Annotated in this window: 18 protein-coding genes; 1 reads left to right on the top strand and 17 read right to left on the bottom strand. The window is 42.8% G+C overall.

Going from position 1 to position 21,969, the window contains the following annotated elements; genetic code table 11:
- Positions 1 to 112: 112 nt before the first annotated feature.
- The 5 genes from sdaAA to BLQ36_RS03510 all read right to left on the bottom strand — a co-directional run bounded on the left by sdaAA (position 113) and on the right by BLQ36_RS03510 (position 6,663).
- Positions 113 to 988 (bottom strand): L-serine ammonia-lyase, iron-sulfur-dependent, subunit alpha, encoded by an 876-nt coding sequence (sdaAA, locus tag BLQ36_RS03530; protein WP_074514004.1) that lies wholly within the window; start codon positions 986 to 988, stop codon positions 113 to 115.
- A gap of 20 nt (positions 989 to 1,008) precedes the next feature.
- Positions 1,009 to 1,671 carry an L-serine ammonia-lyase, iron-sulfur-dependent subunit beta gene (sdaAB, locus tag BLQ36_RS03525; RefSeq protein ID WP_074514003.1) on the bottom strand — a complete coding sequence of 221 codons (663 nt, stop codon included), beginning with the start codon at positions 1,669 to 1,671 and terminating at the stop codon, positions 1,009 to 1,011.
- A gap of 69 nt (positions 1,672 to 1,740) precedes the next feature.
- On the bottom strand, positions 1,741 to 2,628 hold the full coding sequence (gene dapA / locus BLQ36_RS03520; protein ID WP_074514002.1) for a 4-hydroxy-tetrahydrodipicolinate synthase: 888 nt from the start codon (positions 2,626 to 2,628) through the stop codon (positions 1,741 to 1,743).
- Positions 2,629 to 2,721: 93 nt separating this feature from the next.
- The gene (locus BLQ36_RS03515; protein ID WP_074514001.1) at positions 2,722 to 5,637 is read right to left on the bottom strand and encodes an insulinase family protein; all 2,916 of its coding nucleotides are present in this window, start codon (positions 5,635 to 5,637) and stop codon (positions 2,722 to 2,724) included.
- A gap of 33 nt (positions 5,638 to 5,670) precedes the next feature.
- On the bottom strand, positions 5,671 to 6,663 hold the full coding sequence (locus BLQ36_RS03510) for a bifunctional heptose 7-phosphate kinase/heptose 1-phosphate adenyltransferase (RefSeq protein WP_074514000.1): 993 nt from the start codon (positions 6,661 to 6,663) through the stop codon (positions 5,671 to 5,673).
- 204 nt (positions 6,664 to 6,867) lie between these two features.
- Between BLQ36_RS03510 and BLQ36_RS03505 the strand changes: the two genes are divergently transcribed.
- Entirely contained in the window at positions 6,868 to 7,725 is an 858-nt protein-coding gene (locus BLQ36_RS03505) for an Rpn family recombination-promoting nuclease/putative transposase (protein WP_074513999.1), read from the top strand.
- A gap of 113 nt (positions 7,726 to 7,838) precedes the next feature.
- On the opposite strand, the gene BLQ36_RS03500 is transcribed toward BLQ36_RS03505, so the two are convergent.
- The 12 genes from BLQ36_RS03500 to BLQ36_RS03445 all read right to left on the bottom strand — a co-directional run bounded on the left by BLQ36_RS03500 (position 7,839) and on the right by BLQ36_RS03445 (position 21,968).
- Positions 7,839 to 8,030 (bottom strand): toxin-antitoxin system HicB family antitoxin, encoded by a 192-nt coding sequence (locus tag BLQ36_RS03500; RefSeq protein ID WP_074513998.1) that lies wholly within the window; start codon positions 8,028 to 8,030, stop codon positions 7,839 to 7,841.
- A gap of 53 nt (positions 8,031 to 8,083) precedes the next feature.
- Positions 8,084 to 9,004, bottom strand: a complete 921-nt coding sequence (locus BLQ36_RS03495) for a GDP-mannose 4,6-dehydratase (RefSeq protein ID WP_074513997.1) — start codon at positions 9,002 to 9,004, stop codon at positions 8,084 to 8,086.
- Positions 9,005 to 9,138: 134 nt separating this feature from the next.
- Entirely contained in the window at positions 9,139 to 10,539 is a 1,401-nt protein-coding gene (locus BLQ36_RS03490; protein ID WP_074513996.1) for an oligosaccharide flippase family protein, read from the bottom strand.
- A complete protein-coding gene (locus tag BLQ36_RS03485) occupies positions 10,536 to 12,842 on the bottom strand; it encodes a polysaccharide pyruvyl transferase family protein (protein ID WP_074513995.1) in 2,307 nt (768 codons plus the stop codon). Before BLQ36_RS03485 ends, BLQ36_RS03490 begins: the two co-directional genes overlap by 4 nt.
- Positions 12,843 to 12,880: 38 nt before the next feature.
- Positions 12,881 to 13,684, bottom strand: coding sequence for a glycosyltransferase family 32 protein (locus BLQ36_RS03480; RefSeq protein WP_074513994.1), 804 nt, complete (start codon positions 13,682 to 13,684; stop codon positions 12,881 to 12,883).
- Between the two features lie 41 nt (positions 13,685 to 13,725).
- Positions 13,726 to 14,625 (bottom strand): glycosyltransferase, encoded by a 900-nt coding sequence (locus BLQ36_RS03475; protein ID WP_074513993.1) that lies wholly within the window; start codon positions 14,623 to 14,625, stop codon positions 13,726 to 13,728.
- Between the two features lie 183 nt (positions 14,626 to 14,808).
- A complete protein-coding gene (locus BLQ36_RS03470; RefSeq protein WP_074513992.1) occupies positions 14,809 to 16,101 on the bottom strand; it encodes a hypothetical protein in 1,293 nt (430 codons plus the stop codon).
- Positions 16,079 to 17,176 (bottom strand): glycosyltransferase family 4 protein, encoded by a 1,098-nt coding sequence (locus BLQ36_RS03465; protein ID WP_074513991.1) that lies wholly within the window; start codon positions 17,174 to 17,176, stop codon positions 16,079 to 16,081. The genes BLQ36_RS03470 and BLQ36_RS03465 overlap by 23 nt, the downstream gene beginning before the upstream one ends.
- A complete protein-coding gene (locus BLQ36_RS03460) occupies positions 17,169 to 18,161 on the bottom strand; it encodes a glycosyltransferase family 2 protein (RefSeq protein ID WP_074513990.1) in 993 nt (330 codons plus the stop codon). Before BLQ36_RS03460 ends, BLQ36_RS03465 begins: the two co-directional genes overlap by 8 nt.
- Entirely contained in the window at positions 18,158 to 18,835 is a 678-nt protein-coding gene (locus BLQ36_RS03455) for a sugar transferase (protein ID WP_412582395.1), read from the bottom strand. The genes BLQ36_RS03460 and BLQ36_RS03455 overlap by 4 nt, the downstream gene beginning before the upstream one ends.
- 2 nt (positions 18,836 to 18,837) lie before the next feature.
- Positions 18,838 to 20,052 carry a DegT/DnrJ/EryC1/StrS family aminotransferase gene (locus BLQ36_RS03450; protein ID WP_074513988.1) on the bottom strand — a complete coding sequence of 405 codons (1,215 nt, stop codon included), beginning with the start codon at positions 20,050 to 20,052 and terminating at the stop codon, positions 18,838 to 18,840.
- Between the two features lie 86 nt (positions 20,053 to 20,138).
- Positions 20,139 to 21,968 carry a nucleoside-diphosphate sugar epimerase/dehydratase gene (locus tag BLQ36_RS03445; protein WP_081342217.1) on the bottom strand — a complete coding sequence of 610 codons (1,830 nt, stop codon included), beginning with the start codon at positions 21,966 to 21,968 and terminating at the stop codon, positions 20,139 to 20,141.
- Position 21,969: the final 1 nt, after the last annotated feature.

Here is a 21,969-nt window from a genome sequence, read left to right as displayed (position 1 = left end):
CTTTCCCTCCATAATATAGATTGTTTGCGAATTCATCTCGCATTACTACTTATTCTACACTATTTTCGTCGAATCTTCCAGCAACTCATGAAACTTTAATCCGATAAAGGGATCATGAATCCGGGTAAATCCGCCGTTCCACCGCTTTGGCCGTCGGCGTTGTGGCCAGGCCCCCTTCGCTGGTTTCGCGAAGGGATTTCGGCAACGCCTTGCCGATGCGATTCATAGCATCGATTACCTCATCCACCGGAATCACCGACTGGATTCCCGAAAGGGTCATATCCGCCGCCAGCATCGCCTCCACCACCGCAAAGCCATTGCGCTTGACGCAGGGCACCTCCACCAGCCCCGCCACAGGGTCACAAACCAGTCCCAACAGATTCTTAATGGAAAGCGCACAGGCATTGCCCACCATAGAAGGCGTACCGCCAGCCAATTCCACGAGAGCCCCCGCAGCCATGCCAGCTGCCGTGCCGCACTCAGCCTGGCATCCTCCTTCTGCACCAGCAATCGAAGCATTCTGGTCTACCACCATGCCGATTCCAGCTGCTGTAAAGAGAGCTTTGATAACCACCTCATCGGAAAGGTGCCGTTCCTCCCGAGCGGCATAAAGAGCCGCTGGCACAATTCCGCAGGAACCTGCCGTCGGGCAGGCAACAATCCGCCCCATGACCGCATTGACTTCACTGATTCCCACTGCATAGGCGGCAGCCGCTAAAGCCTGTGTTCCCAAATAACCGTTTTCCCTGCCTGCAAACAACTTCTTCGAATCCCCACCCGTAAGCCCGCTTACGGAATGCTCGGTATTTTGGATACCGCGTTCAATCGAAGCCTGCATGACCGTCCAGTTTTGCTTCATCCCCTCGAGAATGTCCTCCCGAGACCGTTGGCTCACATGCATCTCCCGAGCAATCACGATTTCATGGATTGGCAATTCTTTCTCCTCGGCCATGGCGATGAGTTCCCCCATCGTATTGAAATTAATCATCGTAATCTTCCATCCTCACATCAGATTGCCGGAATCGTAAAGGCATTTTCCACCTCGTAGACCTCGCGGCACTCCTCCATCACATCATCAGCCGGCTGGTCATCCAGCTCCATAATCATCATGGCCGTCTCCCCGCGATTCTGCCTCGATACGCGCATAAAGGCAATATTCACCTCATAACGGGACAAAATCTGGGTGACCTGGGTAATAACCCCGGGACGGTCGCGATGAATAGTAATAAGGGCGGGATATTGGCCCGTAAGTTCCACCGAATACCCATCGATATTCGTAATGAGGATATTACCCCCTCCCACTGACGCCCCACGAACGCGGGCTACCCGGCCAGTATTTCCCACCAGATAGATAACCGCCGTATTGGGATGGGCATCATCAAGATTTACCGTCTGAAAACTATAGTCTATCCCCCGCTCCTTAGCCAGAGTCAAAGCATCGCGAATGCGTTCATCCTCCGGGGAAAAACCAAGAATCCCCGCAATCAGCGCCTTATCCGTACCATGTCCCCGATAGGTTTGGGCAAAAGAACCATGCAGATTAATTTCTGCCTTCACGGCCGGCTCCCCTAAAATCTTCCGAGCCATCAACCCTAGCCGCACAGCCCCAGCTGTATGGGAACTGGACGGACCAATCATCACTGGCCCGACAATATCAAACACTCCATGCATGAATTTATCACCTCGAACGACAAAGCCTTCCCCCGCAGGGGAAGGCTTTGCTATTTATGCTTTTGCTTCTTATTTCAAAAGGCCGTGATTCTTGAGGGCTGCCTCAAGTTTTGCTTCATTTTCCGGCTCCATCTCACAAAGGGGCATACGCAGCGGACCAGCATCATAGCCAAGCTTGCGCATTGCAACTTTAACCGGAATCGGGTTGACTTCGCAGAACAGTGCATCGATGAGGTCCGTATACTCAATCTGCATCTTGGCTGCTTTTTCCGTATCCCCATCAAAGAAAGCCTGGCACATATCATGGGTTTCCTTAGGTGCCACGTTAGAAAGCACCGAGATAACCCCCTGGCCCCCCAGGGAAAGGATCGGCACAATCTGGTCATCATTGCCGGAATAAAGCACCAAATCATCCCCAACAGCAGCTTTGAGGCGAAGAATCTTCGACAAATCACCATTTGCCTCTTTGACCGCTACGATATTCGGATGTTTCGAGAGCTTCACATAAGACTCCGTGGAAATAGCTACTCCCGTGCGAGACGGCACATCATAAAGAACGATTGGGATATTTACCGCATCAGCAATAGCCGTGTAGTGAGCCACCAAGCCCTTCTGCGTGCATTTGTTATAATACGGCGTAACCACCAGCAGGGCATCCGCACCAACTTCTTCTGCATACTTCGACAAAGCAATCGCATAGGACGTCTCGTTCGACCCCGTACCAGCAATAACCGGAATGCGGCCCTTGACCTGTTCAACTGCGAACTTAATGGCTGCCCGATGCTCGGCATCCGACATCGTAGCCGACTCGCCCGTCGTGCCCGTGATTACGATTGCATCCGTACCGCCTTTAATCTGGTCCTCGATAATGCGGCCCAGTTCCGGAAAATTAATACCATCTTCCGTGTACGGCGTGATAATTGCGACACCAGCGCCCTTGAAAATTGGTTTCTTCATGAAAAAGCCTCCCACATATGAGTCTCGATTTAGCTTTCAATCGTTCTTATCATTATCCCATGATATTTATGCAAAGTCAACGCATATAAATCCTTAAAGTGCAGAATGAACCGTACCAAATACCTGCTTATTGGCGTCAATTTTTTCCTGGCCGCCAAATACACAGAGGATGTTCTGTTTCATGCAGGCATCTACCAGGTCAGCCAGATTGCGAACATCCTGCTGACGAGTCGCGAGAATCTGGTCGCGATTGCGCTGGCGGTCTTCCTTTGTAATGCCGCGCATCCAGCAGGTAACGGCAGCACTCCCCTTCATCTGCGGCGTCAGCGGAGTGTCCACCCCGCTCATAGTACCGATGATGAACTTATCCATCTCGCGCTCCGAAGCCTCGAAATTGCGGATATAATCCGCGGTGCCGTTAAAGACATCAAGGGTCTCTGCAAGGTTCGGGTCACGATAAGAGCTAAAATACATCATGCCATTGCGGTTAAAGCTCGTAAAGGCACCATACGCACCGCCCTGGACACGAATCTTCGTCCAGAAATAATCATAGCGAAGCAGCGTCTCCAAAACATGCATGGTCCCGGTAAATTCATAACCAAGCTTCAGGAAATTTGCTCCCTTGCCCACATACTGGACGCGGCTTGAAGACGTAAGGCCCTCATTGAGCGGCGTAAGCTCCCAGCTGTATTCCTGTACGGGATAAGCGGCATGGCAAAGTCCCTGCTGGAAAGCAGCCACCTCTTTTGCCGTCGCCGGATAATCGGCCTCCCGCTCCGTAAGCGCCACAATCAGTCCGTTGGTATTGAAGAGTTTCGGCAGCATATCGGCAAAGACCCGCTGCATTTTCGCAAGTTCTTCGTCGAAATTATCCAAAATCCCCTTTACAAACTGATAGAAAGGCAGACCCCCCTCTTCCGCAAAGCGGCCAGCCTTAGAAAGATAGGATGCCAGCCGGGACGCCACCACCTGATGTGCCGAACGCTGGAGATTGAGCTCCATCGCAGCCTGTTCCTGGTCCAACAATTCGCGGACACGTTTTTTATCGCTGTACTGACTCTTCGTGAGAATTTCCTGCAACAGGGAAAGCAGCTCCGGCATTTTCTCCTTGAGCACCTTCGCCTTGATGCGGAAAGTCGGCTGACAGGAATCCGGTTCCCCGTTTTTCGTATAGGTCACAATATCATAGGCAATGCCGCCAGTGTGCAGATTCTTGAGATTGGCAAGTTCTGCATAAGTATGCTGCTCCGTATCCACATTGCCGATGAGTTCACTGAGCAGGAAGGCATAGGGAAGCTGCTCCTTGGTGATAGTCGACGCGTCAAAAAACAACGTCAAATAGACAATCCCGTGGGTCTCTACATCACTAAAAAGCACCTTCGTACCGTCAAGATCCAATTCCTTGAGCGGCAAATCATACGCCTCTTTGCGGATATCCGAAAGCTTCAGCACCGGAATTGTTGCCAGTGCTTCCTCCGTCTCCGGACTCTGCTGGCGCTCCTTAAGGGCCTTGGTCGTTTCGATGATTTGCTGGATTTCCTCCGCCGACATCGCAGCTTTTTTCGCCGCCAGCTCTTTTTCCTGCTGTGCCTCGCGCTCAGCCGCCATCGTAGTGCTGGGGCTAAGGGTCAGCAGCACGGCATGAGAATTATTGAGGAAATACTTGCGGATAAGTCCCTCAAAGTAGCCATTATCCAAGCCCTCTTTCAGCTGTCTCAGCACCTTTTCATAGAAAAGGCTCTCCTCCGGAATGCCGCCGTAAAGCCAGGTCTTCATCGCCCGAATGCCATAGATGAGTCCCTTGGGAGCAGAACCGAAATCCGACTCACGCAGACGGAACTCCAAAAGATTCATCGACGCTTCCATCAGCGTGCTGTCAATCCCCTCATCCGCCAATTTTTTGAGGGTATCCATGACAATCCCATAGAACCGCTCCGCCCGGTCAGCCTCGGAATTGCTAACCATGATACTAAAGAAGGGCTGCAGCATATCTTCTTCAAAATCCGAATCCACATCTTTGCCCAGCTTGGCATCAATCAGCGCCTTGCGCAAGGGGGCTGCCGGCGTGCGCAACAAAGCGTGTTCGAGAATCTCCAGCCCCATCATATCCGTCGTGTTGAGGCTCTCCCCCACCACCCAGCTAAGGGAAAGGAAAGATTTTTCCGCCGTCTCCTCCTCAGCACTAATGGGATAAGAAAGCTGCTCCCGCTTAACCTGGTCAAAGGCCTGCTGCCGATCAATGCGTGATGGCACCGGAATGCGGTCAAACTGACTGAGGTATTCCCTATCCAGATAAGCAAGTTTCTCCTGGATATCCATATCGCCATAGAGGTAAATATAACTGTTCGAAGGATGATAATACTTGCTGTGGAACCCCGTGAACATCTCCTGGGTCAGCTGGGGAATTGCCTCCGGGTCACCACCGGACTCAAACCCATAGGTAGTATCTGGATAAAGGGCTGACATGATGCGGCTCTGCAACAAATCATCCGGTGCGGACAATGCCCCCTTCATCTCATTGTAGACAACACCACTATACGTGAGCGGCTCCTCCGGATTTTCAATCTCATAATGCCAGCCCTCCTGCATGAGGACCTGCGGATTTTCCCGCATATTCGGATAGAATACCGCATCGAGATAAACATCCATGAGATTCTGGAAATCCTTATCGTTACGGCTGGCCACCGGGTACATCGTCTTATCCGGATAGGTCATCGCATTGAGGAAAGTATTAAGCGATCCCTTGACGAGCTCCACAAAGGGTTCCTTAAGCGGATATTTGCGGCTGCCACAGAGCGTAGAATGCTCCACAATATGCGCAACTCCCGTATCATCTACCGGCGGCGTGCGGAAAGAAATCGAAAAAACTTTATTGTCATCGTCATTCTGCAAAAAAAACAGCTGCGCACCGCTCTTCTCATGCTCGAAGAACCAAGCCGTAGAATCCGTCTCAGGAATGACACTCTTACGTACAACTCTAAATCCATGTATTATGTCTTTTACGTCCAACAAAAGGCCTCCTTAATTAATACTATTTATCTATTATACCATAGAACCTTCCTGCAGTAACCCCTGAAGCTCTTCTCGGGTCACCGCATAAGTACCCAACCTTGCCACAACACGGCTGGCTGCCAGATTTGCCAGATAAGCCCCTTCCTGCGGGCTTAATCCGCCTGCTAACGTCAAGGCAAAAACAGCGGCAATCGTATCGGTAGCACCCAATACATCAAAAAGTTCCTGGGCCTTGGTCGGAATATGCTTTATGATGGTATCCCCCACCAGCGACAGCCCTTTTTCCGATCGGGTCATGATTACATTGCGTACCTTATACTTCCGCATAAGATAATGGGCAGCCTTCTCCACCTTGGCATCCTCATTATCGATAGGCTGCAAAAGCGCCTGATTCACGCGCTTCATATTGGCCACGATATAATCGGCATGAGCGTAATTCACCCAGTTATGGCCACTCATATCCACCACCACTGGCACCCCGTGATTATGACAAAGCTCAATGATTTTGGCACAAGTTTTTTCCGTGCAGGCCCCATTATCGTGGTCGGAAATCACCACGCAGTCCAGACTCTCGTTAAGCCTTTCGGCAATATAGCGGCGGAAGGACTCCGCATCCTCATCCGCCATGGGCCCCACCTGCTCAAAATCCAACCGGAACATCTGCTGATTGCCACTCATGATACGCACTTTCGTCGTAGTCGGCCGGTCAGTCCGAATAAGGCCAGCACTATCGATACCATAATCGGCCAGTTTCTCCACCATGCTCACACAATGGGCATCATCGCCAACAAATCCCGAAAGTCCCGTCTGACAGCCAAGCACCGACAAGTTGTAGGCAATGTTAGCACCGCCGCCAAGCTTTTCCGCAGAGGAATTCACCCGCGTAATCGGCACCGGTGCCTCACCAGAGATACGTGTAACCTCCCCATAATAATATTTATCCAGCATGATATCGCCGACCACCAACACCTTGCAAGATGCCGTCTTTTTCTCCAAGAATTCACAAAGCAGCTGACTGTTCATAATAATCCCCCCACGATAAAATCATGCCTAAACTATTCGCCTCCTCAAAGACAAAATCCTGCTATGTATACATTGCGCCATATGGAATTTATGTTTGGATTGTGTTAGAATATATGTGTGGAGAATATATGTTTTGTTACTTATTTCTCTGCATATTGCAGAGAAATTCATCATTCTATATAATATAAGAAAGGAGTATCTACCATGTCTGCTTATCGTCGTGAGATTAAACCCTGGGAAGAACTTACCATCATCGATGACTACATGTTCAAACTCGTCATGCGCCACAAGCGATTCTGCAAACGGCTTATCGAAAAAATTCTCAACATTAAAATCCGAGACATCAAATATCTGGAAGAAGAAAAATCACTAAAGCTGAAATACGATAGCAAAGGCATACGTCTTGATGTTTACGTCGAAGGTGATGAGACGATTTATGATATCGAGATGCAAGTACGCGATTACGGCGATCAAGAACTTGCCCAGCGTACTAGATACTATCAGTCCATGATTGATGTTGATTCCCTAGCCAGAGGGGCTTTGTACAAGGAGCTTCGCTCCTCCATCATCATCTTTCTTTGTCCCTTTGAACTCTTTGACCGGAACCGTCACATCTATACATTCCGCAATATCTGCATCGAAGATAAAAGCCTTGAATTAAACGACGGTGCCACCAAGATATTTCTCAGCAGTAAAGGTACTGCCAACGACATCTCTCCAGATGTACGCGCATTCCTTGACTATATGAACGGACTACCAGCAACTGATGATTTCATCAAAGAAATCGATGCCTGTATCACCGAAACAAAAACCAACCACGAGGAAAGGGTGAGTTATATGACCTACGAAATGAAAATGCGTGAAGCCCACGATGACGGCCGTGCCGAGGGCCGTGCTGAGGGCCGTGCCGAGGGCCGTGCTGAGGGCCGTGCCGAAGGTGAACGAAATGCTGATCTTCGTACAGCCAAACGAATGTTAGCCAAAAATAAATCCATCGAGGAAATCATCGAACTCGTCAATCTCTCGCGTGAAGAAGTCGAAAAACTTGCTCTACAAAAATAACCGAAAAACCATCGTTCTCACTCATCCGAGAACGATGGTTTTTTATAGTCTGTTTTTGCCTTATCCTGCAACTCAAAATCAATCAGCCGGAAAAGATTCTATTTCGCTCTCGCTCACATCCTCTGCTTCGCCTCCTGGTGCGCCTCACCATCCATATCCCCCAGCGCATACTCACAGCACTGCTGTACCAGATTATTAACCGATACATCCTGCGCCTTTGCCACCTCAGTGAGCCGCTCCACCAAATCCACTGGCAGACGGAACGTCTTATTCATCATCTCAGAATTCTTCTTTACCACAAACATCCAATCACCTCACACCGCTATCTCTTATCTTGAAAACACATCATTCTGACATGTCAATTTGACTGAAAATAGGCCATCGTCCGCCGCAAACCATCTGCTAATGAAATCTGTGGCTCCCAGCCAAGGTCTTCTTTCGCCTTCCGATTCGAAAGCATTGACCGATAGATATCCCCATCACGTACTTGCCCGAACTTAGGCGTAATCTCGCGGCCCGAAACCTCACTCATAATACGTACTAAATCCAGCAGACTCGTCTCCGTCTGCGTACTAAGGTTATACACGGTATTCACGTTTTCCGTAGTCATTGCCTTGCAGATACCACGGGCAATATCACCGGCATAAACAAAATCGCGCGTTTGCGTGCCGTCACCGTAAATCGTGATATCCTTACCCGCAGCAATTCGCTTGGCGAAAATACTGATGACGCCGCCTTCGCCTTTATCGCCCTGGCGCTCACCGTAGACATTCGCAAACCGGCAAATAACGTAATCCAGACCATAATGCTGATGATAAAGTGCCAGATATTTTTCAACACCGACCTTCGTGAGCCCATAAAACGACTGCGGAGAAAGTTCATGGGACTCCGGCACCGGCAGCTCGTTCTCCATCACATCGCCATAAGCAGCTGCCGTCGAAGCAAAAATCACACGAGCCCCACACTGCCGAGCCGCCTCCAACACATTAAGCGTCCCCATAATATTTTCGGATGCATCAAAAATCGGATTTTTTATGGATGAATCTACCATCGTCTGCGCCGCTAAATGCACAATGACATCAAATTTTTCAGAAACAATTTGTTGTACAATATCTGGATTGCAAATATCCTGCTTCCATAACACAATATCCAACTCGGACAGATGTTTCAATGAACCAGTCGATAAGTCATCCAACACTACTATATTTTTTTCATCCAACATCTGCCGAACCAGATGAGAACCGATAAAACCAGCTCCACCCGTTATTAAAACCATCATTTAGCCCCATCCCCGTTTTAACTAAAATAACATATTGTCTCTTTATAGTATTATTCCTCATTCAAAGTTTTCCTGATATCCATAAGTCTTCACCAGCACACCTAACCTCTTAAATGAAAGGCAATGCTATCGCTTTAAAATAATTTAACTTTCAATTTCATAAATAAACATTTAACTTCATCTACATATAAGGATATTATCACCACCAGAACTAAACTCTGCTCTGCGATTAGATTTACACCATATTTTGCCAAATAAACCTGCGTGAATAACAACACTACCACAAATAGATCACGACGATACCTTACCTTAAGAGAAAACATTCGCTGCAATAAGACTAATCGAATGAGCATCACAAAAAAATACCCTAACATTGTAGACAAAGCTGCACCATAAGGCCCGATCCAGTAAATGAAAATAATATTCCCCAAGACATTGACAGCAGCTCCCAACATCGTCGTAAAAGATAATATTTTTGTCTTTTTTACTACAGTATAAATTGCTCCGACAAACAACGCATTCGCATTAAATACAATAGCCACTAACAACGGTGGAACAAATTCCCATGCCTGAAAAAAATCATTTGAATACAATAACCGAGAAAGGGGAACATTAAATAAGATGATAATCGAACAAATGATTGCCATAGCTGAATTTACCAAAGTATACATCTTAGCTATAAATCCATCCTTATCATCTTTATCAAATTCCTTGAGTGCAGAAATAGACCACGCTTGAAAAAAAACATTTTGAAAAACTGTCAATATCGCAGGAATCTTATAAGCTGTCGCATATAAGCCGCTAGCTGCTATCCCCACCATGGCTGTAACAATATAACGATCCGAAGCATTGTTTACCCACCAGGCAATACCGCTAGAGACTAGCGGCAAGCTGAAACAAAGCATCTCATGTTGCAGTTGAGAATTAATGTTAAAATCCAAATATTGATAAAGTTTTGCTTTGACTATCATATACGACAGACTGATTGTTGCGCTTATAGTGCTTGCCAACAAATAACCAACCAACCCCATAGGTATCACAGCCAAAAGCAATATATTGATTAACGCATTCAGAACTGAATCAATCAAACTGCTGATTGTAATAACACTTATTTTATCAATCCCGCGGCAAAAAAGATTACAGCTATTTTGTAATGACATAATTCCATATTGCCACAATGCAAATACGATATATTGAACTTCCATCCCTTGGATATTAAACATCACTAAGCCTAAAGCAATCAAGAAAACCAAGACAAATCCCTTTAATATCATAGAGATTGCCACCGAAAATACTTTGTCAGGCTTATATCTATCATCAAAAGAAAAACGCAATACCGCATCCTGAATATCCACGGTAAATATGGGCAATAATAACGATACTGTCGTCTGTATCATTTCCGATACACCATAATCCGCCGGAGTAAGGATACTTGTATAAAAAGGTATCAATAAAAAGGCAATTACTTTCGGCAAGAAACTACTAATCGAAAATAACAAAACATTTTTGGATAAATACTCATACTTTTGCTTCATTTCATCCACATTCTGACAAATTTCTTAATAAAATTGAATCCCTGTACTAACTTCTCTCTTTTGGCATAGCCTATTGCATATTTCGTATAAAGCGAATATAAGTCTTCCCCATCTGTTTTCAATTTTCTTATCAGCTCATGATAAAATATCGGTGGTTGATGGTTATAAGGATATTGAACACTCCAATATTCACTGACGCAAAATTCTTCCATCCAACCGGACAACTTCTTCATAATCTGATTCCCCTTTTCCGTATGTATCGTGACCATTGACACGCCTGTAGAGTCTTTTACAAAACGTTCTCCCCAATAATCACCAATACGTATATCCGCTGCTGACTTTTCACGATAGGGACATTCATAACAAGAGGGCATATAACAAAGACTAGGACGGAAAAAAGCATAGAACAAATCTTTCTTCTCATTCTTGATATAACGATTTTTATTGCCATTAACAGAGAGAGAGAGCGCGCGCCAGTCCGTATCTGGCGAACGGAATTTAACGTCAGGATTATGCCCCGTATGATACCATCTATCAATATAAGCAATATATTTATCCCAAAGATGTTGCGAGGGAACTCCATGACAGATTAAATCAATCAAAACTGCCTCCGTCCGCTTACCTGTTCGTCTCAACAACTTATCCATGGCAGCCACCTGACAAGGGGTTCCGAAAAATGCTATTTGATTGAACTCCTGATGAGCTACTGCATCCATAACAGCCGTCGTACTGCTTTGAATATATTTGGATCCTTTTATCCACTCAGCCTTATCCGCACTCTCTTTGTCAAACCAGATATGCTCCGCCTGATTCATAGTCCTGTCATAAACACAGCCACTAATCGTATAGCCATCGTCTAACAAAACCTGAACCAAATCAGCTCCCACAGCACCCGATGATGATTCCGTACGGACCTTCTCCAAACACCTTGATTTATAGGCTACGAGTTTTTTCATTTCACGCATAGAGCGCGCTTCTACTTGATAGAAAGGACAGACCATTAAGCACTTCTTACAATGAATGCATTTCGTTTTATCTACAAATTTTTCCCAAAAACCATTTTCGTTCTTCTGAATAGAAATAGCCTGCGTAGGACACTGACTCTTACAAGAACCGCACCCACAGCAAAATTTCAAATCCCCAACCGATGCTGGCTTAGAATTGTCCGCTGTAGCTTGCTCCAATGATCCTTTCAGAAATCGTACAGATTTCAGCCGAAGCTTCTCCATGGCAGTATTCGTCTGAGAAAAATCACATAAAAAGTCGTTTTTCTTTGGCACATAATTCTCAGCATCACATAATCTGTTATTCAACCCCATAAGGGACAATAGATTCAAGATACGGGAATTTTGATTTGTCTTATCGCCATCTTTAAAACGCTTAAACACCGTAAAAGGTTTATTAAAATTCACAGAGAAAGCAAGTCCATGAAAAGAATCCGTCAAGACGTACTTCGCATGAGCAATGAGCTGGACAAACTCAGCAGGCCCTATCTCGAAGGGAAGACAGTATTTACTCGAATACTGCACCTTGAATACAGGTATAAGGAAAACTGGCATTCCATATGTCTGTTCCGCTTTACGCAACACACCGAGGTAACGATTTGGCTTTCCTAGGAAATAAGCAATGATATATGGCCGATTCATGAAACCATCTGGTACTTCATGCTGATATGTTATCTGGTTCCAAAAGCCAATATCATGCAAAAGCGTCGGATCTAATACCACTTCAGCTTTTCTACCACATAATTTCTTAATCAACTCTGCTCCCTGCTGTTCACGAACAGACAGATGTTTGAACCTACTAATCAAAGCCGCCATTTCTTCTGCGACTAACAAACTATCAATATGCGTCAAGCCGATACTGGGCGCATAAGAAATCATCTTGTTTACATCATGAACAAATGACAGGAAATATTTATCATCAAAACAGCTTGGTGCCCAAATTTGATCACTACCACAAACCACCGCATCCATATCATTGGATAAACTTTCCAGCTCTATAGCATTATTTGCTGTTTGCGACTCTGTTAAATGTTCTGCTATGAAGTTATCAAATAACTCTTCCCTATGCCGAGAAACAATCACCTGCTCCTTTTTCGCAGCTTTCATGATTTTTCTCAAGAGCCGTTTCATCAAGGAAGTAAAGTTATAATTAGGGTAATTTCCCATTGTTCTAGGGGTATAATTTAAGATTTCCGTAGAATAACCAAGTTCTTTGATACAGCAGGATAAAGAAACGACCTGAAGGGCTGTCCCGAAATTCTTATACTTATACCATGTCATCAATCCAACTTTTTTCAAATCAGCACTTCCTCACATAAAACAAATCCGACCATATATTATGAGTCAATACGAAATACTGATTCACAAAACCGTTTCCATACAGCATACCACCCCCCCAATTGATAACAGGCTAATATCGTTGCCGTTTTCATACGCATAAATTCATTTGGCACCCATGTCAACTTTTTATAATTCTTTTTAAATACATCATCATATTTCTTTACATCAGCAGTCAACCATGACCCCGAAAAATGATGTATCGTCATTGTATTTTCCGTCTTTTCCACGATTCCAGTCTTAAAGGATTTTGCACACAAGTAATCAAACGGCAAAATCAATATATTTGTCCCAAAAACTTTTCTCTTTCCATCCAATCTTAATCCATATTTTTCTTTTGTAAGTCTAGTAATAGTAACAACATTTGTCGTTATATCGTAGCTACCATCCTTTTGCAAAAAGTGCCTGTCATCGTAATCATGAAGCAACATCCCAATCCATTCATCTCCCCGACAGGCAGCCAGTGTGCCTGTCGGGATACTTGTCTCCGACTCGTATCCCGACACTGCTTCATATTTCAATAAACAGTCAAGATTCTTACAAACTTCAACATCCGTATCCATGTAGATACCGCCATATTCATAGAGAACTTTCAACCGAACATAATCTGTTACAAACGCCCATTTCTTTGCTTCATAAGCCTCACGACAGTAGTCATTTTCGGTTACATCAAAATTATTTTCATTCCATTCGATAATTTTGTAGTCAGGGCAAAATTTCCGCCATGAATCTATATACTTCTTTGCATCCTCAGATAGTGAATTATCACCAAACCAACAATAATGTATAACTTTAGGAATCATACTAAATTTACCCTCAATCATAATTTATTTACTATTCATAACTACATCGCTGCACAACTAAACAATTTATCTTTTATCACATTCTGCAAATATAGTTTTGCATATTTATTGTTAATAATTCTCATCACATTAAAATAGTTTCCATTTTTTATCCGATTTCTATAGTAAATATATTCATTCATTTGTTCAATATTATACACACCTAAGTCACTTTCTAAATAACGATTTACAACATCATTATTCATATCAACTATATTATCAAGATTATTTCTCAAATAATCTGCTATAACTTCTTGTTTTACCTCTTTTTTCCTACTAATTCCATTTTGTGATAATCTGTACGACAAACCAACATCAGGTAAATTTCCTAATCTAAAATTATGCATTACTGCTCTTAAGAGAAAATGATAATCCTCACAAGCCTCTATCTCTACGTATCCTTTTAATATTTTAAAAACGTGTCTTCTAGCAAAATATGTAGGATGCGCAATACAATTCCTGTATTGTAAGACACTTTTTATTTTTTTATCAGTAATTGGATTATGATTCACATACAAAAAATTGCCGTCATTATCGATAACTTCATAATCACATCCAATCAAATCCAAATTATGCTTTTCGATAAAATTCAACTGTTTTTCCAAGCGAGTAACCTTGGAAATATCATCTGCATCCATGCGTGCTATATAATCCCCAACAGCAAAGGACAATGCACGATTTAAAGTTTTCGTTATCCCATAATTTTTTTTATTTATATAAAATCTTATTCGTTTATCATTCTCTCTGTATTCACTAACTGTTCTATACAATAATTCATTTTTTGGATCATCAAGTATGATTATCAATTCAAAATCGCTGTATGTCTGATTTAAAATCGATTCTATTGCTTTTCTTAGTACAGTTTCGTCTTCTCTAAAACACGGCATTATTACACTTATCATTTCTATCATCCTCATCTTTCGTTACTGCCGTCCTAACTGCTACAAAAATAATACTTTCCCACCGGTATTGATTATACAAAAAATAACATTATTAATAAAAAGCATCAAAACAATATCCCCTCATCTTTTTATATAAAAGGGCTAATATAATCCAAAATTTATAAATAGACTATCACCTTCAAATCAGCCGCAATTATTAAATGGATTATCGTATTTTTCCTTCTTATTTGCTATGTACATAATAGATAAAACACCAAAAGGAATAACAAAATTCAAGCCTTTAAATTCATATATCATCGTAACCACAAAAATCAATATCGCACATAACATTCCTATACGATCTTTATTATTAGCCATTATTTTATATACAACCGCACAATATGCAAACAATGCTCCATAACCAATCAAGCAGCCAACTAAGCCATAAAACAAAACAGATCTCATAACTCCAACATCTGTATGCATATAATACGATCCGTCCGGATTTATATAATATCCATCTCCCCAAATAAGTGTATTTTCTTCTGGAATAAAATACATATCTTCAATCATATGATTCGTACTTCCACCGAAATCAACTTGCCCATAATTTATTCCATAAAAAAACGACTCTATCGGTGCTGATACCCATTTTACCCAAATCATAGCGAACATATTATCCGAAAAATAATAGAAAGCCACAGAAAACATTAAGCTTAGCAACAACAAGAACTTAAAAACATCGAAAATGAATTTTATACCTTGAACATAAAGTTGATTAATTCCATAGATAACAATAACCAATATAGATAAAAATCCACCTATTCTACCGTAGCAAAAAGCTCCAATCCCCATCGCTATCATCAGCATTGATACAAACCGACATCGAGAAGCAAAATACAACAAAAATATTTCACCAATTAGTATTTTAAAAGATATCGTAAATCCACTAAACCCCGACCATCCATATCTTGTAAAATATGTCAAGTCATTAGTCAAATTCGCGTCCATCTCTGATAATATTATTATGTCATTCCAATGATTTTTTAATTCTGGAAAAGCTATAAAAAGCAACGTCGATGCTATGTACAAAAAACACACTATAATATATGTTTTCATAAATAATAGTTGCTTATTTTTTTCTTCCCATATTGACCCCAGCAAATCAAACAAGAAAATATATACTATTATATTTTTCGCCAAATTAGCAAGCTCTCCCAAAAACGAAAAATCATATGATTGGGTGCACACAATAACAATCAACGACCATATTAAAAGCAATATTAATGGCAAATATATAATCTCACACTTTTGAAACGCACGCGCATAAATCAGTGCTCTTTTGTAGTTAACAGAAAAATATATCAATGGTACTGCCGCATATATAAACATCCAAGCAACACTCGGAACGCCTTGAAAAAAAACCGGAAAAACATACCATGAAAACGCCATGATCGCTAATATTTTTTTTATTTTATCTAGAAATACAACGTGCAATCAAATCATCCCATTTCCAGCTGACTATCTTTTCATTAAAACATCTATTCACTGTATCATAAGCATTTTTCCCATACACTTTTCTCAATGCATTATTTTCTATCAACAATGATAATTTTTCTGCAAAACTTTTTGTATCACCATCACTTATCAAAAAGCCATTCACACGGTCTTCTATTATTTCTCTTGGACCTGTTGGACAATCATAACAAATTACTGGCAAGCCACTCGCCATAGCTTCTAACAACACCATAGGTAACCCTTCATATCTAGAAGTCATAACAAAAATATCTGCGTTATCATATTCGTTAAATATTTCCTGTGTACTTGCCATTATCGTCAATTGACCGCCAAATTCATATTTGTTTTTCATCCTGTCTAATATCTTTCCGTACTCCGGTTTATCATCTGGAATTTTCCCAATAATTTTCAATTTCCAATCCGGATATTTTTTACATATTTCTGACCATATTTCCAAAAGCCGATCAACGCCTTTCTCATATGATATCCATCCCACCCACAAAATAGTTTTATTCGTATCATCCCGTTCATTATACCGAATTCTCTTTATCGCATTGGGAATAGTATAAGAATTCGCATTGATTTTCTTATATAAATCTGTATCACGCTCCGTTAATGCCACCACAGCAGTCGACAATCGATAAACAAACAACCTTAAAATTTTAAAGTCACTTCGCATTTTTTCATATGCACTATGCTCGCATGCGATTACAGGTATTCCAAGCCCCAAGCAGGCAATTGTTGCTATCATTGCCCTACTTGTCCACATTCCCATTACTACATCCGGTCTTTTTCTTTTCACATAGGCTCTAAATTTCACTATCAGTCTGAAAAAATCACCCAATTGTCTCAATACAGATATATTATGGTCTACCCCCAATGATGTTATTTTTATATTAGGATCCAATTTAAAAAAGGATTCTGTACAACTATCTGATATTACCAATGTGACTTTATCTCCATCAGCCACCCACATATTAGCTAAATTAGCTGCAACGCGTTCGATTCCGCCACTATTTTTTACTCCGCCATTAAAGATACATATATCACGCATGTCGTAATCCCTTTATCAGCCCTACAAATTCACCCAACCCATATAATATATGAATAAAAAATACAATTACAGGTAATACTATCAAATAATAATTTCCCCTGATTTTTCTATAATTTTCTTTTACACAAATAAATATATTTATAGAAAAATATATTATTAACAAATATGCTAAAAAATTTCTATCAGTGTAATGTGAAAAAAACAATGATAGAAGCAACGCACTAACAAACAACATAGGTATAAAATGATACCACGAAAAACATTTAGGCTGGATATAGATTGTCCGTCCAATCCAGTATCCATTAGCATACTTTTGCATTAACATTTTTTTCAGAGACGGTCTAATATATTGATAAGATTTTATAAATGGATTAAAACAAATTTTATACCCTTCAAGCCGCATCCTGTAATGAATATCATTATCCTCAGTTCTAGCTAAACGCTCATCATATTTTCCTATTTTTTGAAATACTTCTCTTTTATAGCACCCATGAAAAACCGATGTTACATAAGAACGTTTTTGCCCATTACGAAAGGGTGCCGCACCACTGCCAAATTTTGACATTTCTGCTGCTAAAAGCATTTTTTTCCACTTTGTACTTTTTTCAATTATATTAGGTCTTGGCCCACCACATACACATTCACCTGACTTTATAGTTTCCACATTTAATTTGATAAAATCTATAGGTATCCTTGCGTGTGCATCTATTCGTAATATAACATCTCCTGTATAATTTTCTAAAGCCACATTACATCCATTCGGTAATCTTTTCCCTTCATTTTTCAAAAGTTTTATACTAAAAAATTCCTTTCCATATTCCATCTTAAATTTCTTCATTATATTATATGTCTCATCAGTAGACATAGAATCGATCAAAAGCAACTCCACATTGCATAATGGATATGATTGTTGCACAATATCTGCAAGAATATTATTTAGATATGCCTCTTCATTATATGCAACTATAGCAATACTAACTTTCAAACCACAGCCCCCACTGTTCTCAGCATTATCTTCATATCTTCCATAACACCCTGCTTGCTAATGCCGCTGTAATTCCAACGCATTTTCTCTGGCAAGACTTTGTTGATATATACTTCATCTGCGTTTTCCGCCTCAGATAAAAGTCTTTCTTCGTCCTTGTATTCAATACTGGCCTCGCTGGTCACCCCGGCTGGCAGCAATAATGTGGCATACATTTCTGCCGTGTAATGCTGCACATATCTGGGCACTTCAGGACGTGTGCCCACGAAGCTCATTTCTCCCTTGAGGATGTTAAGCAACTGGGGAATCTCGTCTAGACGGCAAGCTCTTATCTTCTTGCCGACTTTGGTCACGCGCATATCGGCATTGGTGGTTACCTGACTACCTATGTTCTCTGCATTCTTTACCATGGTCCGGAATTTGTAGATGCGGAACTTTTCACCGTAGCGCGTCACACGTTCCTGACGGAAGAATATTTCACCTGGCGAATCCATCTTAATCCAGATGGCTACGGCAAAAAATATCGGAGATAAAATTAACAACAATATGGCAGCAAAAATCTTATCTAGCAAGAATTTTATTGCTAAAGTCATTTTCTGCTGAGCTAGGTAATCATAGTACGGACGCACCTGTTCGTTTTGCATTTCCTTTGGCAGTTCTTCCCATTTGCGCAAGATCATGCATTCACTTCCTGATAAACTTCGTTGAAATTCTTTATGATGTAGTCCACATCTTCATCCGTCAACTTGGTATGCAGTGGCAGGGTGACTTCGTTTTGATACTGCTTATAGGCATTTGGATAATTCTGGATGTCAAAACCAAGATTTTTATATGCTGTATGCATGGGAAGCGGTTTGTAATGGACGTTCGTCGCAATACCACGCTCTGCCATCTTGATGATGAAGGCATTTCGTTCTGCTTCTCCTAATCCTAGCAATCGCACTAAGTAAAGATGTCCACTACTCTGATAGTCTACTCCATAATGCGGCAGCGTCTGGATTGGCAAATCCTTGAACGCCTCATTATATTTATCAATGATTTCTTTTCTTCGTGCCAACATTGCCGGATAGCGCTTCATCTGCACTAATCCAATGGCCGCCATGATATCGGTCATATTGCATTTGTACCACGGGCCTTTGATGTCGTATTCCCAGGCACCAAGTTTTGTCTTTGCCAAGGCATCCTTTGACTGGCCGTGAAGGCTCAAGAGCTGATACTGATGGTAAATTTCTTCGTTATCTCCCCCATCAATGGCTTTCCAGACTACAGCACCTCCTTCAGCTGTGGTAAAATTCTTCACGGCATGAAAAGAGAAACTTGTAAAATCTGCCACGGAGCCAACCGGCTGGCCTTTATAGCTTGCGCCAAAGGCATGCGCGGCATCGGCTGTGATGGCCACTCGGCCCAAAGCCTGCTGGATTTTATTCTTCGGCTGGAACAGGTCTTTTTTCGCCTCGACAATGGCTTTTAGCTTGTCATAGTCGCAGGGAACACCACCTAAATCTACTGGGATAATCGCCTTGGTTTTCTCGGTGATGGCCTTTTCCAATGCATCGTAATCCATTTCCCAGCTATCTTTCGCCGTATCCACCAATACGATTTTTGCTCCGACATGGTCAATGACGCTGGCGGATGCCGTGTAGGTATAGGCGCTGGTAATTACTTCATCGCCTTTACCGATACCAAGCACCCTTAACGTTAGCTCTAATGCTGCTGTAGCAGAATTCAAACAGACCGCTTTACTCGTACGGCAGTAATCTGCGATTTGCGATTCCAATTTTTTCGTTCTTGGGCCAGTGGTTATCCAACCGGAGCGCAGTGCTTCTGCTACTTCGTTTATTTCTTCTTCCGTGATATCGGGAGGGGAAAAACTTATTTTACGAGATTTCATTGATAGAATGCCTTCTTTCTTGCCTTTCGTGCTGGACCCCCCTTCCACCGCTTCGCGGTCCCCCTCCCCCTTAGGGGGAGGCTTTTTTAGGATTCCAGCTGTTTGCTTTTATAGGTTGGTATCATGTGTTTTAGCGTTTGCAGGATTACCTGCTTGTCTGTGGTTTCTTGCAACGTTTTCAGGCTTTGCTCAAGATCAGATTCATCCAACGGCTGAATCTGTGCTCTAAAGATCTTCTTGTGTTTGGTACTAGTCGTACCTTCTTCGTTGGTAAGGAGTTCTTCGTAAAGTTTCTCTCCTGGACGCAGCCCCGTGTAGATAATCTGGATGTCTTCGCCTGGAACGAGGCCATGAAGTCTTATGAGGTCTTCGGCCATGTCTTTGATTTTCACGGGTTTGCCCATGTCAAACAGGAAAACTTCGCCGCCTTCGGCCTGACTACCAGCTTGGAGTACCAGTTGTACAGCTTCCGGAATGGTCATGAAGAATCTTGTCATTTCTTTATGGGTAACGGTTACCGGGCCGCCAGCGGCAATCTGTTTTTCAAACAGCGGCACGACACTGCCACGGCTGCCGAGGACGTTGCCGAATCTTACCGTGACGAACTTGGTCTGACTATGCTGGTTGATTTTCTGCAGTACGAGTTCTGCCGTGCGTTTGGTAGCTCCCATTACGCTGGTTGGATTTACGGCTTTATCCGTGGAAATCAAGACGAAGATTTCTGCGTGATTCTCATCTGCCAGCTCTGCCACATTTTTCGTGCCGAAGACGTTGTTCCTGATAGCTTCTTCGGGCTGAATTTCCATTAACGGAACATGTTTATGCGCAGCAGCATGGAATACGACTTCCGGCTGAAACCTTTTAAAGATTCGCGCCATGCGGTCTTTATCCGTGATATTGGCAATTACCGTATGATAAGTCTGTTCTGGGAATTTGCGTTTAAGTTCTTGATGGATTTCATAAATACTGTTTTCCCCACGGCCGAGGAGGATAATCTCTTTTGCTCCTACGCGGCTGATTTGACGGGAGATTTCCGAGCCAATGGAGCCGCCAGCACCGGTAATCAGTACGGTTTTGCCGGCGATGTAGTTTGTTATCTTGGCAAAGTCGAGGTGAATCGGATCACGGCGAAGCAAGTCTTCCAACCGGATTTCGCGCATCTCCCCCATGCCGACTTCGTCGGTCATCATTTCGTAGATTCCTGGCATGATGCGGACTTTTGCCCCCGTCTTGCGGCATTGCATCGCAATATGGCGGATGGTATCCCCATCCGCCGAGGGTATGGCGATAACGATTTTGTCGATTTTGTGTTCTTGTACTACTTTGGGGATTTCACTTATGGTCCCGAGTATCGGAAAACCAGCGAGTCGCCCCTTTTGTTTTTTCACATCATCGTCAACAAATCCGACGATGCAAATAGTTGCAGTCATTTTTTGTTCCAGTTCCCGCACCAGCATGGCGCCAGCATCGCCAGCACCAACGATGAGGAGATTTTTTCTATCCCCTTGGGATTCTGTGACCAAGTCCAAATTGACTTTATAGGCCAGACGGCTAGCTCCCACGGCACAAATCATAAGCACCCAGGTCAGGATGATGACACTGCGCGGCACGGGAATCGCCGCCATGGATATAATCAAAAAGACAATAGCTTGTGATAGGGTTATGGCACCAATTATCGCAATGAGATCACGAATACGTGCATAGTGCCAAATGCGGTGATACATCCCGTAGAAATAAAAGATGGCCAGTGAAATCAACACCATCCATGGCAAGCATACCCGAAACGTATCAAACTCCGCAGCGGGAACGACACCTTCGAAACGAAGCAACAATGCTACTAATGGCATCACGGCCAGGATTATGGCATCGATTAACAGCAGTTTTAGTTTGTCTCGTATTTGTCGTAGATAAGCCAAC

This window comes from Selenomonas sp. WCT3, assembly GCA_900100835.1.
GTDB classification, from domain to species: Bacteria; Bacillota; Negativicutes; order Selenomonadales; family Selenomonadaceae; genus Selenomonas_A; species Selenomonas_A ruminantium_E.
Note: the sequence above shows the minus strand (reverse complement) of the source record. Positions and strands in the feature narration are given on the sequence as shown.

Excerpts from the sequence above, each read along its gene's own strand:
- sdaAA (WP_074514004.1), bottom strand. The coding sequence starts at position 988 with ATGATTAATTTCAATACGATGGGGGAACTCATCGCCATGGCCGAGGAG.
- sdaAB (WP_074514003.1), bottom strand. The coding sequence starts at position 1,671 with ATGCATGGAGTGTTTGATATTGTCGGGCCAGTGATGATTGGTCCGTCC.
- BLQ36_RS03505 (WP_074513999.1), top strand. The coding sequence starts at position 6,868 with ATGTCTGCTTATCGTCGTGAGATTAAACCCTGGGAAGAACTTACCATC.
- BLQ36_RS03475 (WP_074513993.1), bottom strand. The coding sequence starts at position 14,625 with ATGATAAGTGTAATAATGCCGTGTTTTAGAGAAGACGAAACTGTACTA.
- BLQ36_RS03500 (WP_074513998.1), bottom strand. The coding sequence starts at position 8,030 with ATGTTTGTGGTAAAGAAGAATTCTGAGATGATGAATAAGACGTTCCGT.
- BLQ36_RS03465 (WP_074513991.1), bottom strand. The coding sequence starts at position 17,176 with ATGCGTGATATATGTATCTTTAATGGCGGAGTAAAAAATAGTGGCGGA.
- dapA (WP_074514002.1), bottom strand. The coding sequence starts at position 2,628 with ATGAAGAAACCAATTTTCAAGGGCGCTGGTGTCGCAATTATCACGCCG.
- BLQ36_RS03490 (WP_074513996.1), bottom strand. The coding sequence starts at position 10,539 with ATGAAGCAAAAGTATGAGTATTTATCCAAAAATGTTTTGTTATTTTCG.
- BLQ36_RS03450 (WP_074513988.1), bottom strand. The coding sequence starts at position 20,052 with ATGAAATCTCGTAAAATAAGTTTTTCCCCTCCCGATATCACGGAAGAA.
- BLQ36_RS03510 (WP_074514000.1), bottom strand. The coding sequence starts at position 6,663 with ATGAACAGTCAGCTGCTTTGTGAATTCTTGGAGAAAAAGACGGCATCT.
- BLQ36_RS03480 (WP_074513994.1), bottom strand. The coding sequence starts at position 13,684 with ATGATTCCTAAAGTTATACATTATTGTTGGTTTGGTGATAATTCACTA.
- BLQ36_RS03495 (WP_074513997.1), bottom strand. The coding sequence starts at position 9,004 with ATGATGGTTTTAATAACGGGTGGAGCTGGTTTTATCGGTTCTCATCTG.